The sequence below is a fragment of the Defluviimonas salinarum genome (genome assembly GCF_026013545.1).
Lineage (GTDB): Bacteria > Pseudomonadota > Alphaproteobacteria > Rhodobacterales > Rhodobacteraceae > Albidovulum > Albidovulum salinarum.
Window position 1 is genome coordinate 1 of record NZ_JAPDOG010000024.1, and the last position, 12721, is coordinate 12721.

12 protein-coding genes, 1 pseudogene and 1 riboswitch are annotated in these 12721 nt (G+C 67.5%); of the genes and pseudogenes, 3 read left to right on the forward strand and 10 right to left on the reverse strand.

Annotation, left to right across the window (positions count from 1 at the left end):
• A pseudogene (locus OM960_RS19545) lies at nucleotides 1-92 on the forward strand (IS5/IS1182 family transposase); the annotation flags it as partial.
• A 25-nt stretch (nucleotides 93-117) separates the two neighbouring features.
• Entirely contained in the window at nucleotides 118-1296 is a 1179-nt protein-coding gene (locus tag OM960_RS19550; protein ID WP_264773145.1) for a hypothetical protein, read from the forward strand.
• A gap of 14 nt (nucleotides 1297-1310) precedes the next feature.
• Here the strand turns inward: OM960_RS19550 and aroA are convergent, their stop codons facing one another.
• The 9 genes from aroA to miaB form a co-directional block, all read right to left on the reverse strand.
• A complete protein-coding gene (aroA, locus tag OM960_RS19555) occupies nucleotides 1311-2660 on the reverse strand; it encodes a 3-phosphoshikimate 1-carboxyvinyltransferase (protein ID WP_263336963.1) in 1350 nt (449 codons plus the stop codon).
• A gap of 107 nt (nucleotides 2661-2767) precedes the next feature.
• A complete protein-coding gene (gene trmB / locus OM960_RS19560; RefSeq protein WP_263336794.1) occupies nucleotides 2768-3469 on the reverse strand; it encodes a tRNA (guanine(46)-N(7))-methyltransferase TrmB in 702 nt (233 codons plus the stop codon).
• 65 nt (nucleotides 3470-3534) lie between these two features.
• Entirely contained in the window at nucleotides 3535-3999 is a 465-nt protein-coding gene (gene queF, locus OM960_RS19565) for a preQ(1) synthase (RefSeq protein ID WP_263336792.1), read from the reverse strand.
• A 175-nt stretch (nucleotides 4000-4174) separates the two neighbouring features.
• Entirely contained in the window at nucleotides 4175-5341 is a 1167-nt protein-coding gene (metK, locus tag OM960_RS19570; RefSeq protein ID WP_264773146.1) for a methionine adenosyltransferase, read from the reverse strand.
• A 5-nt stretch (nucleotides 5342-5346) separates the two neighbouring features.
• Nucleotides 5347-5396: riboswitch (SAM-SAH riboswitch) on the reverse strand.
• A gap of 33 nt (nucleotides 5397-5429) precedes the next feature.
• Nucleotides 5430-6956 (reverse strand): apolipoprotein N-acyltransferase, encoded by a 1527-nt coding sequence (gene lnt, locus OM960_RS19575; protein ID WP_264773147.1) that lies wholly within the window; start codon nucleotides 6954-6956, stop codon nucleotides 5430-5432.
• Between the two features lie 5 nt (nucleotides 6957-6961).
• Nucleotides 6962-7849 (reverse strand): hemolysin family protein, encoded by an 888-nt coding sequence (locus OM960_RS19580; protein ID WP_264773176.1) that lies wholly within the window; start codon nucleotides 7847-7849, stop codon nucleotides 6962-6964.
• Between the two features lie 37 nt (nucleotides 7850-7886).
• Nucleotides 7887-8393 carry an rRNA maturation RNase YbeY gene (gene ybeY / locus OM960_RS19585; RefSeq protein ID WP_264773177.1) on the reverse strand — a complete coding sequence of 169 codons (507 nt, stop codon included), beginning with the start codon at nucleotides 8391-8393 and terminating at the stop codon, nucleotides 7887-7889.
• A complete protein-coding gene (locus tag OM960_RS19590; protein WP_263336784.1) occupies nucleotides 8377-9396 on the reverse strand; it encodes a PhoH family protein in 1020 nt (339 codons plus the stop codon). The genes ybeY and OM960_RS19590 overlap by 17 nt, the downstream gene beginning before the upstream one ends.
• Before the next feature lie 169 nt (nucleotides 9397-9565).
• Complete coding sequence (gene miaB, locus OM960_RS19595; protein WP_264773148.1) at nucleotides 9566-10888, reverse strand: tRNA (N6-isopentenyl adenosine(37)-C2)-methylthiotransferase MiaB; 1323 nt, start codon at nucleotides 10886-10888, stop codon at nucleotides 9566-9568.
• Between the two features lie 127 nt (nucleotides 10889-11015).
• Between miaB and OM960_RS19600 the strand changes: the two genes are divergently transcribed.
• Complete coding sequence (locus OM960_RS19600) at nucleotides 11016-11885, forward strand: hypothetical protein (protein ID WP_264773149.1); 870 nt, start codon at nucleotides 11016-11018, stop codon at nucleotides 11883-11885.
• Between the two features lie 70 nt (nucleotides 11886-11955).
• Here OM960_RS19600 and OM960_RS19605 read toward each other — a convergent pair whose 3' ends face one another.
• Nucleotides 11956-12606: a DUF1236 domain-containing protein gene (locus OM960_RS19605; RefSeq protein WP_264773150.1), complete on the reverse strand. Its 651-nt coding sequence runs from the start codon at nucleotides 12604-12606 to the stop codon at nucleotides 11956-11958.
• Nucleotides 12607-12721: the final 115 nt, after the last annotated feature.

Sequence of the window (12721 nt, forward strand, 5' to 3'; positions counted from 1 at the left end):
ACTGGCGCAGGGTCGCAACCCGTTACGACAGATGCGCCAAGACCTTCCTTTCCGCCGTCGCACTCGCCGCAACCGTCCTGTTCTGGCTTTGACGATCAATGAGTCTGGAGCCTAATCGTGACCGCCATGTTCCAGGAAACTTCGGGTCGCGACGACTGGGCTGCCACGCTGGACTTGCTTTGGCCCTCGGTCACCGCCCGCGCGGCCGACCCGCGGCAGGCCCGGACAGATCTGGGTTTCGCGCTGTTTGGACTGGGCATTAGCCAGGAGTTCTCCGGCATGCCCGAGCCCGGCCGCGCGCCGAAAACAATATCCGCCCTGCGCGAAATGGTCGCCGATATCTATGACCGCAAGGCCGATCCGGAAAAGGAGGCCGATTTCAGGCTCTACCAGCTTGGCCTTGGCAATGACGTGTCCGGTATCGAAGCCGAGATCGCGGCGGCACGCTGGCATGACCGCAAGGACTTCACCCTCAACGCTGCAAGGGGCCTGATCGCCATCGGCCAGATCGATGCCGCCTTCGGTCTGCTACGGCTGGTGCCTGACCGCGATATCGCCACCCGAATTGGCCAGGCATCCCTTGCCCATGTCCTGCAAACCGAGGGTCTGGATGCAGCGCTGGCTCTTGTGCGGCGCTTTGCCGACCGCACCGACCGGGCAGAAGCTCTGGCCAAGGTCGCGCTGAAGATGGCCGAAGCGGGCCGTCTGTCCGACGCACTCGCCATCGCAGATGAGCCGTTGTTGCGCGGACGGCATTGGAAGAAATTCTGGGTTCTCGAAATTCTTGCCGAGGTTTACGCCCGCGGCGGCGACAGAGACCGTGCGCTGGCCTACTTGCGGCAGTTTGAAGCGGTCAACAGAGGAATCGCCAGAGGCGACAGAATCCGCATCATCGCCGCTTCCGTCGCGTTGGATTTCGACGCGGCCCGGATAGGTCTCGCGCATTTGACGGAACGCTTGTGGCAGGAAGAAGCCGTGTCCGACTCTGTCGAGGCCCTGTATTTTTCCAGTCAGCCGAAGGTCGAGGCCTTCTTGGCCCTTCTTCCGCCCGATTACCTGCCGAAGGCCCTTGGTGCGTTGGGCCGGGCGCAGGTCAGGGCCGGCGATTTGCCCGGTGTCCTTGCCACCCTGAAGCAACTTGAGGGCCTGCCCGACACCGAAATCGCCTTGCGCGATCTGAGGGCAGACCTCGCGCGTTTCCTGGTGCGCGACGGGCGGGTGACGGAGGCCGTTGCCATGGCCGAGGCATCAGGTCACTCTTGGTCGACGGCTTACGTCGCCTCAAGGATGAAATAAGGGGCCGGCAAAGATCACGCGCCCGCCCGCACGATCTCGGCGCCAAGGCCGGCCATCAGCCCCTCGAAGACCGGGAACGAGGTCGCGATCGGCGAGCCGTCATCCACGCTCACGGGCTTCTGCGCCGCGAGCCCGAGCACCAGGAAGGACATCGCGATCCGGTGGTCTATATGGGTCTTCGCGGTGGCGCCGCCCGGCACCCCGCCCGGCCCCATGCCGTGGACGATGAGCACGTCCTCCTCCTCCTCGACCCGCACGCCGCAGGCCTCCAAGCCCCGCGCCATCGCGTCGATCCGGTCACTCTCCTTCACCCGCAACTCCTTGACGCCGCGCATCACCGTCGTGCCCTCGGCACAGGCGGCAACGACCGAGAGGATCGGGTATTCGTCGATCATGCTCGCGGCCCGCGCCTCCGGCACCTCGATGCCCTTCAGCGCCGAGAACCGCACCCGCAGGTCGGCGACCGGCTCGCCGCCTTCCTCGCGCGGGTTCTCGAAGGCGATATCGGCACCCATCTCGACGAGCGTGGTGTAAAGTCCGTTGCGGGTCGGGTTCTGGCTGACGCCCGGCACCCGGATGTCCGAGCCTTCGACGATCAGCGCCGCGCAGACCGGGAAGGCTGCCGAGGACGGATCGCGCGGCACCGCGACGGTCTGCGGCTTCAGTTCCGGCTGGCCGGTCAGGGTGATGACGCGGCCCTCGTCGGTATCCTCGACCGTGATCTCGGCGCCGAAGCCCCTGAGCATCCGCTCGGAATGATCCCGCGTCGGCTCCTTCTCGATCACCACGGTCTGGCCCGGCGCGTTCAGCCCGGCGAGCAGTACGGCGGACTTCACCTGCGCCGAGGGCATCGGTACGGTGTAGCGCACCGGCACCGGCTCGGCCGCGCCGACGATCGTCATCGGCAGCCGCCCGCCCTGGCGGCCATAGGCGCGCGCGCCGAAGAGCGCCAGAGGATCGGTGACCCGCCCCATCGGTCGCTTGCGCAGGGAGGCGTCGCCGGTGAAGGTCGCGGTGATCGGCGAGGTCGCCATGCAGCCCATGATCAGCCGCACCCCGGTGCCGGAATTGCCGCAGTCGATCACCTCGGCCGGTTCGGCGAAGCCGCCGACCCCGACACCCCGGACCGACCATTCGCCGGGGGCAAGCTGCGTCACCTCGGCGCCGAAGGCACGCATCGCCTTGGCGGTATCGAGCACGTCCTGCCCCTCAAGGAGCCCGGTCACCCGGGTCTCGCCCACCGCCATCGCACCGAGGATGAGCGCGCGGTGCGAGATCGACTTGTCGCCCGGCACCTCGGCCACGCCCTTCAGCGGCCCGGACTTGCGGGCGGTCATCGGTATCGGTTCGCCGTGGCCGGACATGCTCTCTCCCTCGCGAAAATCGCTCCGCTGATAGCGCAAGCCCCGCGGCCGGTCCATGCCTCCGGGCATCTTCATTGCGAAAATACCCCCGCCGGAGGCGCCCGCACTCAGAGCCTGCGGAAGGTCACGTAGTGCGGCACCCGGCCCTCCCGCAGCGCCTTCTGCTCATAACGGGTCGAGACCCAGTCCTCCCAGGGCGTCGCGACCGAGGCGACGAGCGCGAACCCGGCCTTCGGCACCTCGATCAGCGTCTGGCGCACATAGTCGGGGATGTCGGTCGCGACTCGGAACTCCGCCCCCGGACGCAGCACCCGCGCGAGCGGCAGAAGATGCTCGGCGGTGACGAAGCGGCGGCGGTGATGACGGCGCTTCGGCCAGGGATCCGGATAGTTGAGGAAGGCCTTCGCGACCGAGGCCGCGGGCAGCACCTCCATCAGGTCGCGCGCATCGCCGGGATGGACGGCGAGGTTGGTGACGCCCGCCGCGCGGATCTTGCCCAGAAGCATCGCGACGCCATTGATGAAGGGCTCGGCCCCGATGATCCCGACTTCCGGATAGCGCGCGGCCATGTGCACCAGATGCTCGCCGCCGCCGAACCCGACCTCGAGCCAGACCGGGCGGTCGTCGCCGAAAAGCGCGGCGGGCTCAATCGGCAGCCGCTCGGGGTTCTCGTCCCGCGTCACGCCCTCGGGGCGCAGCGTGTCGAGATCCTCGCTGAGATAGGTCTTCTGGCTGGACCGGAGCGTCTTGCCCCGGATCCGGCCGTAGAAATTGCGCCATTCGGGCGGGGTCTGGGTCTCGTCGCTCATGGGTGCGGGACTACGCCTTCTCTCCGCCGCCGGTCAAGGGCGCCGGGGCGCCTGACGGATACTCCTCAGCCCCGCCCACGATAGGTCGAAACACCCTGATCCGGGATCCAGACCCCCTCGGGCGCGGCACCGGTCTGCCAGAAGACGTCGATCGGAATGCCGCCGCGCGGATACCAGTAGGCGCCGATCCTGAGCCACTCGGGATCGAGAAGCTCCACGAGCCGCTTGGCGATATGGATCGAGCAATCCTCGTGGAAGGCGCCGTGGTTGCGGAACGAGTGCAGGAAGAGCTTGAGGCTCTTGCTCTCCACGAGCCAGTCGCGAGGGATGTAGTCGATGACGATATGGGCGAAGTCGGGCTGGCCGGTCATCGGGCAGAGCGAGGTGAACTCGGGCGCGGTAAAGCGCACGACATACCGGGTGCCGGCATGGCCGGCCGGCACCTTTTCCAGCACCGCCGCCTCGGGCGAGGCGGGAAGCTCGGTCGCGGCCCCAAGCTGGGTCAGGCCGGAGACATCGGTCTTGGGCATGGTATTCCCCCGTGAAAGTGACGCCCCGCCCTGTCAGAACCGCCCCCCGAGGTCAAGACCCCGCCCCAAAAGACGACGGGCGACCCCGAAGGCCGCCCGCTGCTTCTTCATTGCGAAAATACCCTGCGGGGGGCCGGGGGTGCAAACCCCCCGGCGCGTGCCGCCGGCGCGACGATCAGACGGCCTTCTTCAGCGCCTCGACGAGATCGGTCTTCTCCCAGGAGAAGCCGCCGTCGGCCTCGGGCGCGCGGCCGAAATGGCCATAGGCGGCGGTGCGCTGGTAGATCGGCTTGTTGAGGTCGAGATGGTTGCGGATGCCGCGCGGGGTGAGGTCCATGACCTTCGCCACCGCGGCCTCAATCGCAGCTTCCTCGACCACGCCGGTGCCGTGGGTGTCGACATAGATCGACAGGGGCTTGGCGACACCGATCGCGTAGGAAAGCTGCAGCGTGCAGCGCCGCGCGAGCCCGGCCGCGACGACGTTCTTGGCGAGGTAGCGCGCGGCATAGGCGGCCGAACGGTCTACCTTGGTCGGATCCTTGCCCGAGAACGCGCCGCCGCCGTGCGGGGCCGCGCCGCCATAGGTGTCGACGATGATCTTGCGCCCGGTGAGGCCGGCGTCACCGTCCGGCCCGCCGATCACGAAGGTGCCGGTCGGGTTGACCCACCATTCGGTCTTCTCGGTCAGCCACTCCGCGGGCAGCACTTCGCGGATATAGGGCTCGACGATGGCGCGGATGTCGTCGGAGGTCTGGCTCTCGTCGGCATGCTGGGTCGAGAGCACGAGCGAGGTCACCTCGACCGGCACGCCGCCCTCGTAACGCAGCGAGATCTGAGACTTCGCGTCGGGGCGCAGGCTCGGCTCGGCGCCGGACTTGCGGGCCTCGGCGAGGCGGCGCAGGATCGCGTGGGCATACTGGATCGGCGCCGGCATCAGTTCCGGCGTCTCGTCGACCGCGTAGCCGAACATGATGCCCTGGTCGCCGGCACCGTCGCGGTCGACGCCTTGCGCGATATGGGCCGACTGCTCGTGCAGGAAGTTCAGCACATGGCAGGTGTTCCAGTGGAACTTGTCCTGCTCGTAGCCGATGTCGCGGATGCAGTCGCGGGCGATCTGGCCGATCCGGCCCATGTAGTTCTTCAGACGCTCCTGGTCGGACAGGCCGACCTCCCCGCCGATCACGACCATGCCGGAGGTGGCGAAGGTCTCGCAGGCGACGCGGGCGTTCGGCTCTTCAGTCAGGAAGGCGTCGAGAACGGCGTCGGAAATCCGGTCGCAGACCTTGTCCGGATGGCCCTCCGACACGCTCTCGGAGGTAAAGATGTAGTTCTGACGGGACATGAAAGTGCTCCATTGGGATGATCCCCGCCACGCCAGGAAGCCGTTGTGACGGTTCGACGGAACTTCCTATCCCCACGTGCCCGCGCGGTCAATCCGATTGTCGGCGCCGCGCAGCACCAAGCGCGACAAGTCCGAGCCCGAGGAGGATCGCCATCGGCAGATCGCCGGTCCGCGCATAGGGCGTCGGCGCCAGCGCCGCCGGTACCTCGGCGTCGAGCACGCCCTCGGTATTGAGAGGCAGGCTGTCCAGCACCCGGCCCTTGGCGTCGATCACCGCGGTCACGCCTGTATTGGCCGCGCGCAGGAGCGGCAAGCCCTGTTCCACCGCGCGGAGGCGTGCTTGTGCATAATGCTGATAGGGGCCGGCGACATTGCCGAACCAGGCGTCGTTGGTGACCTGCAGCACCCAGTCGGCGCGCTCCGGCGCCGCGCGCAGATCCTGCGGGAAGACCGCCTCGTAGCAGATCAGCGGCAGCACCTTGCCGGCCCGACCGAGGTCCATGACCTGCGCGCCGGGGCCGGGGGAATAGCCGTTGCCCTCGCGCGCGGCGAAAGCGGAGATGCCGAACTCGGCCATCATGTCGCCGTAGGGAATGTATTCGCCGAAGGGGACGAGGTGCCACTTGTCATAGACCGCGTGGACCTCGCCCATGCCATCGGCGGCGGCGAGGCTGTTGAAGTAGCGCATTCCCTCGACGCGCTGGATCCCGACGGCCGCCGGCACGCCGCCGGAGGCTTCCGCGATCCGCGCGAAGAGCCCGCCGGCATCGTCGAGCAGGAACGGCACCGCGGTCTCCGGCCAGACCACGAGGTCGAGCGGCGCCGCGGCGGGTTCGGCGGTCTGCGCCATCTGGCGGTCGAGAAAGATGCGCCACATGTCGCCGCGCCATTTCAGCGCCTGCGCGGCGTTGGGCTGGATCAGCCGCACCCGGATCGGCTGGTCGCGCTGCGGCTCGGGTGCCGCGAGGCGGACGGCGCCCGCGGCCCAGACCGCGCCGATGGCGAGAACCGCGAGCGCGGCGAGGCCCGCGCGGGTCGCGGGCCGTCTGCCGAGCATCGGCAGCGCGGCGGCGAAGGTCGCGAGCGCACTCAAGCCGATCGGGCCGGTGAAAGCCGCGGCCTGCATGACCGGCGTACCGATCCAGATGTGGCCGACGAGCGCCCAGGGAAAGCCGGTGAAGATGTAGCCGCGCAGGAGGTCGGTCGCGGCAAGGCCGAGCGCGAAGCCGATGGCACGGGTCGCCGGGCCGCGCCCGAGCGCCGCGACGCCGCCCGCGAGCGCCCAGAAAAGCGCCATGCCGAAGGCCATGAAGACAAGCGCGAAGGGCGCCATCCAGCCGTCGCGCGCGGCGTCGATCTGGAACGGCTCGACGATCCAGAAGAGGCCCGCGGCGAAATAGCCCGCCCCGCCGATCCAGCCGAGCCAGACCATCCGCGGCCCGCACCGTTCCGCGGCAATGAGCGCGGTGAGAACCCCGAGGGCGGGCAGCGCGACCCACCAGAGGTCCCACGGCGCCTGGCCCATGGCGACGCCCGCGCCGAGCAGGGCGGCGAGGGCGAGGCGACGGATATCGGGGCGGGCCGCGCGCCCGGACTGGCGGCCGGTCTGGGTCATCATCGTCAGGGCTTGGCCTGCGGCAGGCGGACGCGCAGCCGCTTGATGCGGCGCGGGTCGGCGTCGATCACCTCGAACTCGGCGCCGCTGTCATGCGGGATCACCTCGCCGCGCGCCGGAACCCGGCCCGCGAGCATGAAGACGAGGCCGCCGAGCGTGTCGAACTCGTCCTCTTCTTCCTCGGTGGCGAGCTTTGTGCCGATCGCCGCCTCGAATTCCGGCAGCGGCGCGCGCGACTGGACGATGTACTGGCCCGGTTTCTCCTCGGTCCAGAGTCCGTCCTCGGAAGTGTCGTGCTCGTCCTCGATCTCGCCGATCACGGTCTCGATCAGGTCCTCGATCGTGACCAGGCCATCGACACCGCCGTATTCGTCGATCACCAGCGCCATGTGGATGCGCTCCGACTGCATCTTCTGCAACAGGATGCCGATCGGCATCGAGGGCGGCGCGTAAAGCAACGGCCGCAGCATCTTGCGCAGGTTGAAGCGCGGTTTCGGTTCGGTGAACGCCTGGTCGAGCGCCAGATCCTTGAGGTGGATGAGCCCGAGTGGACTGTCGAGCGTACCCTTGAAGACTGGCAGCCGCGAGAAACCCGATTCGCGGAAATTGCCGACGACGTCATCGAGCGAGGCGGTCACCGGCACGGCGACGATCTCGGCCTTGGGGATGGCGACGTCCTCGACGCGCATCCGGCGCAGGTTGCCAAGACCGGGCAGCCGCGGGCTCGCGGCGGCGCTGGAGGCCGCCTCCCGTGGTTCGGCCTCTGCATCGGCATCGGTCTCAGGAGGAGAGAAGGCATCGATGATCCGGCCGAAAAAGCCGCGTTGCCCGCTACTGTCGGAGGGGTCGGGCGCGTCCTGCGCCATGGTAGACCCGTCTAAGCTGTCGCCCATCGTTCCTTTCCAGTTTGCCCGGCCGAGTGCGGCCGGTTCAGTCATATGGGTTTGCGATACCCATTTTTGCAAGGATTCGGATTTCAGTCGACTCCATCAGTTCCGCATCGCCGTCGCGGACGTGATCGTAGCCGAGCAGATGCAGGACGCCGTGGACCAGAAGATGGGTGACGTGATCGGTCAGCGGCTTGTCCTGTTCGGCCGCCTCGCGCTCGCAGGTCTCCCAAGCGATGGCGATGTTGCCCAGCTCCTCGGCCATCCCCTCCGGTCCCGGCTCGGGCGGCTCCGGCAGGTCGCCGTCCTCCTCGGCCGCGCGCTCCTCGGCGGGCCAAGAGAGCACGTTCGTCGGCTTCGGCTTGCCGCGAAAATCGGCGTTGAGTTCGGCGATGCGGGCGTCGTCGCAGCCGAGAAGGCTGATCTCGAACCCGGTCTCGCTCAGGCCAAGCTCGGCGAAGCTTGCCCTTGCCACACGTTCCGCAAGCCCGGCGAGCCCGACGGCATGCCAGCGCGAATCCTCGATCAAAGTGTCAACCAGCGGCTCCATCGTCGCGGTCATAGGCCTCGATGATGCGCGCGACAAGCGCGTGGCGCACAACGTCCTTCGCGGTGAAGTAGTTGAAGCTCACGCCCTCGACCCCTGCAAGGATGCGTTCGGCGTCGGTCAGGCCCGAGGCGGTGCCGCGCGGCAGGTCGATCTGGGTGCGGTCGCCGGTGATCACCATGCGGCTGCCCTCGCCAAGCCGGGTGAGGAACATCTTCATCTGCATGGTGGTGGCGTTCTGCGCCTCGTCGAGCACCACGAAGGCATTGGACAGCGTCCGTCCACGCATGAAGGCGAGAGGAGCGATCTCGATCCGCTTCTCCTCCATCAGCTTGATGACCTGCTTGGCCGGAAGGAAGTCGTTCAGCGCGTCGTAGAGCGGCTGCATGTAGGGGTCGACCTTCTCCTTCATGTCACCGGGCAGGAAGCCAAGCCGCTCGCCCGCCTCGACGGCCGGGCGCGACAGGATGATCCGGTCGACATGGCCGCCGATCAGCATGGTAACGCCGACAGCGACGGCGAGGTAGGTCTTGCCGGTGCCCGCGGGGCCGATGCCGAAGGCCATCTCGTGCGAGAAGAGGTTCTTTACATAGGCCTTCTGGGCCTCGGTCCGGGGTTCGATCTGCTTCTTGCGGGTGCGGATCTCGAACTTGCCGCCGGCGAACATCTCGAGCTGCTCGTCGAGGCTCGCCGGGACCGCGGTGGCGCCTTCGCCCATGCGGATCGCCGCGTCGATCTCGCCCGCGTCGATCGGGCGGCCGGTTTCGAGCTTTCCGTAGAGCGTCTGGAGGACCGCTGCGGCAAGGCCGCGCGCCTGGGCGCTTCCCACCACCGCGACATGGTTGCCGCGGCGCAGGATGTGGACCCCCAACTGATGCTCGATCTGTGCCAGATTGCGGTCGAATTCGCCGCACAGGTCGATCAGGAGCCGATTGTCGGAAAATTCCAGAAGGGTTTCGTGCAGGTCTTCCGGACGCGGCGGCGGGGTCAAGGCGCTGATGCCCAAGCAAGTCTCCTTTGACTGGAGGTCCTCTACAAATGGTGCCTCTGGTTCTCCATTAACGCAAGTATTGACGACGAATATGTGTCCGAGTGTGACAGATTCCGTGTCACATCGTGATTCAGCCGGATATTTCGCCGCGATTCCCGGCGCGCCTGCCGGGGCAATGCGCCGGTCAGTCCGCCGCGATCTCGCCCGCGAGAGAATTCGGGGCGGAGGCGGTGATTCTCACCCGCCGGATCTCTCCCGGCGCCGCGTCGGTCCTGACATGCACGGCGTGAAGATAGTCGGACTTGCCGACCATCTGGCCCTTCAGCCGTCCGGGCTTTTCGAAGAGCACCGAGACCTCGCGTCCGACCATCGCCTCTTGCGCCGCGCGTTGCTGCCCGGTGATCAGCGCCTGCAGCGTCTGGAGCCGGGCGTCGGCGATCTCGGCCGGGACGGGGAGCTTTTCCGCCGCCGGCGTGCCGGGACGGGCGGAATACTTGAACGAATAGGCCATGCCGTAGTTGACGGCGCGGATCAGCGCCATCGTGGCGTCGAAATCGGCATCCGTCTCGCCGGGGAAGCCGACGATGAAGTCGCCCGACATCATCATGTCCGGTCGCGCCGCGCGGATCTTCTCGATCAGTCGCAGATAGTCGTCGGCCGTGTGCTTGCGCGCCATCGCCTTGAGGATGCGGTCGGAACCTGACTGCACCGGCAGGTGCAGGTAGGGCATGAGCTTGGCCTCCTCGCCATGGGCGGCGATGAGGTCGTCCTCCATGTCATTCGGATGCGAGGTGGTGTAGCGGATCCGCTCCAGCCCATCGACCTTCGCGAGCTCCCGTACCAGCCGGGCGAGCGACCAGTCGCCGTCAGGCCCGGCCCCGTGATAGGCGTTGACGTTCTGGCCAAGGAGCGTGATCTCGCGCACGCCCTTCTCGACGAGGCCGCGCGCCTCTTTCATGATCCGCTCGGCCGGGCGCGAGACCTCGGAGCCGCGGGTATAGGGCACCACGCAGAAAGCGCAGAACTTGTCGCAGCCCTCCTGCACGGTCAGGAAGGCGGTCGGCCGCACCGCCGCCTTCGGCCGCTCGGGCAAGTGATCGAACTTGTCCTCCTCGGGGAAGTCGGTGTCGACGGTCTTCTCGCCGGCGTCCGCCGCCTTCGCCATCGCCGGCAGGCGGTGGTAGCTCTGCGGTCCGACGACGAGGTCGACGAGCGGCATCCGCTTCAGGATCTCCTCGCCCTCGGCCTGGGCGACGCAGCCCGCGACGCCGATCTTGAGATCGGGCTTGGCGAGCTTCAGCGGACGCAGGCGCCCGAGGTCGGAATAGACCTTCTCGGCGGCCTTCTCGCGGATGTGGCAGGTGTTGAGAAGCACCATGTCGGCCTCTTCGGCCACCTCGGTCGTGACATAGCCCTCGGCGCCCATGGCCTCGGCCATGCGCTCGCTGTCATAGACGTTCATCTGACAGCCGTAGGTCTTGATGTAGAGCTTCTTCGGCGCGGACATGGCGGACTTCCTGCGGGATCGGCGGTTCCTAACGCAAACCGCGTCCGCCCGCAATCGCCGGGGCGGCTTGCATTCGCCGCGCCCCTGCTCAAATCTGCGCCCGCTTCGATGCCGGACGGGACTGCCGATGATTTTCGCCTCGCTCAACGACTTCCTCTCCCGGGGCCGCCCGCTTCTCGCCCGCGGCCCCGTCGCGCTGATCTTCGCCGAGGACGCGGTGGAGATTGCCTCGACCGTCGATCACCACGCGAAGGCGGGCTTCGCCGGGGTCATCGTGTTCCTCTCTGCCGACATCGAGATCCCGGCCGAGGCCGAGACGGCGGCGCACTGGGTCCGCCACGAGCGCCGCGCCGGCGAGGGGATCGCGCCGGGCGTGAACGCGATCATCGCCGCCGCGCCGCCGACCGTCTGGTTCTACTACTGCTACAATGCCGAGTACCTGTTCTTCCCGTTCTGCGAGCACCGTTCGGTCCGCGAACTGCTGACCTTCCATGCCGAGGAGCGTCGCGACGCGATGCTTTGCTACGTCGTCGACCTCTACGCGCCCGATCTCGGCCGGTTCCCCAATGCGGTCAGCCGCGAGGAGGCGATGCTCGACCAGTCGGGCTACTACGCGCTTTCGCGGCATGACCCGGCGGCGGGAAGGCCGAAGGACCGCCAGCTCGACTTCTTTGGCGGCCTGCGCTGGCGCTTCGAGCAGCACGTCCCGTGGGACCGGCGCAAGATCGACCGGATCGCGCTGTTCCGCGCGCAGCCTGGGCTGCAGCTTCGCGATGATCACACCTTCAACATCGAGGAGTGCAACACCTACGCCTGCGAGTGGCACAACAACCTGACCGCGGTAATCGCCTCGTTCAGGACGGCGAAGGCGCTGAAGACCAATCCCGCGTCGGCCGCCCAGATCGAAAGCTTCGTATGGCACAACTCGGCCCGGTTCGACTGGCATTCGCAGCAGCTGATGGACCTCGGGCTGATGGAGCCCGGCCAGTGGTTCTGACCTTGCGCGGCCGATGAAGAAAAGGCGACCCCGCGAGGGGGCCGCCTTCCGTATCGCGACGAGGGGGGCGTCAGCGAACGATGTGGACGATGGTGCGGTCGGCCGAGTTCAGAACCACCGGCACGCCGTTCACATAGGCGTAGGAGTACTCGCTCTCCGGCACCGGATGGATCGTCACGGTCTCCGGAATACCGGCGCCCACGACGACTTCGCCGTCCAGATAGACATATTCGACGGGATGTTCGGTGACGTAGGTCGTCACGGTTTCGCCCGGATCGGCCATGCCCCCGGTCGCGGCTCCGGCGACGGCGCCCACGGCCGCGCCCGGAGGGCCGGCGATCAGCGCGCCGGCCACGGCGCCCATCGCGCCGACGATGGCGGCGGAACGTTCGCTCGTGTCCTCGTGGACAACGGTTTTGACTTCCGTCTTGGCGCGATCCACGGTGAGCACCGCCATCTCTTCGCCGACCTTCGTCGTCAGGTAGTCACCGTATGCCCAGCCGGTTTGACCGTCGAAGGTGACCTGACACCAGTTTGCGGCGTCGACGCACCCTTCGACCTCGACCGCGGCGTTGGCGGGGATAACGGCCGAGACGATATAGTTCGGACCCGGACCCATCCGCAGGTTGAGATCCGTGGTAGCGGTCGACTCCATCGCCATCGCGGCACCCGAACCGAGTAGTCCGACAATGCCGGTGGTCACTGCAAGCGTTCTGAACATCATAATCTCCTTTTCAGGTCACATTCGGCGCCCGTCGAGCCCGCGATGTGCAGACTTCCCGGCCGCTCAGCGAATGAACGCAGCCGGATGTGCGAAGTTCCCCGATCTGTTCGGG

Excerpts from the sequence above, each read along its gene's own strand:
- aroA (WP_263336963.1), bottom strand. The coding sequence starts at position 2,660 with ATGTCCGGCCACGGCGAACCGATACCGATGACCGCCCGCAAGTCCGGG.
- trmB (WP_263336794.1), bottom strand. The coding sequence starts at position 3,469 with ATGAGCGACGAGACCCAGACCCCGCCCGAATGGCGCAATTTCTACGGC.
- queF (WP_263336792.1), bottom strand. The coding sequence starts at position 3,999 with ATGCCCAAGACCGATGTCTCCGGCCTGACCCAGCTTGGGGCCGCGACC.
- metK (WP_264773146.1), bottom strand. The coding sequence starts at position 5,341 with ATGTCCCGTCAGAACTACATCTTTACCTCCGAGAGCGTGTCGGAGGGC.
- lnt (WP_264773147.1), bottom strand. The coding sequence starts at position 6,956 with ATGACCCAGACCGGCCGCCAGTCCGGGCGCGCGGCCCGCCCCGATATC.
- OM960_RS19580 (WP_264773176.1), bottom strand. The coding sequence starts at position 7,849 with ATGGGCGACAGCTTAGACGGGTCTACCATGGCGCAGGACGCGCCCGAC.
- ybeY (WP_264773177.1), bottom strand. The coding sequence starts at position 8,393 with ATGGAGCCGCTGGTTGACACTTTGATCGAGGATTCGCGCTGGCATGCC.
- miaB (WP_264773148.1), bottom strand. The coding sequence starts at position 10,888 with ATGTCCGCGCCGAAGAAGCTCTACATCAAGACCTACGGCTGTCAGATG.
- OM960_RS19600 (WP_264773149.1), top strand. The coding sequence starts at position 11,016 with ATGATTTTCGCCTCGCTCAACGACTTCCTCTCCCGGGGCCGCCCGCTT.
- OM960_RS19605 (WP_264773150.1), bottom strand. The coding sequence starts at position 12,606 with ATGTTCAGAACGCTTGCAGTGACCACCGGCATTGTCGGACTACTCGGT.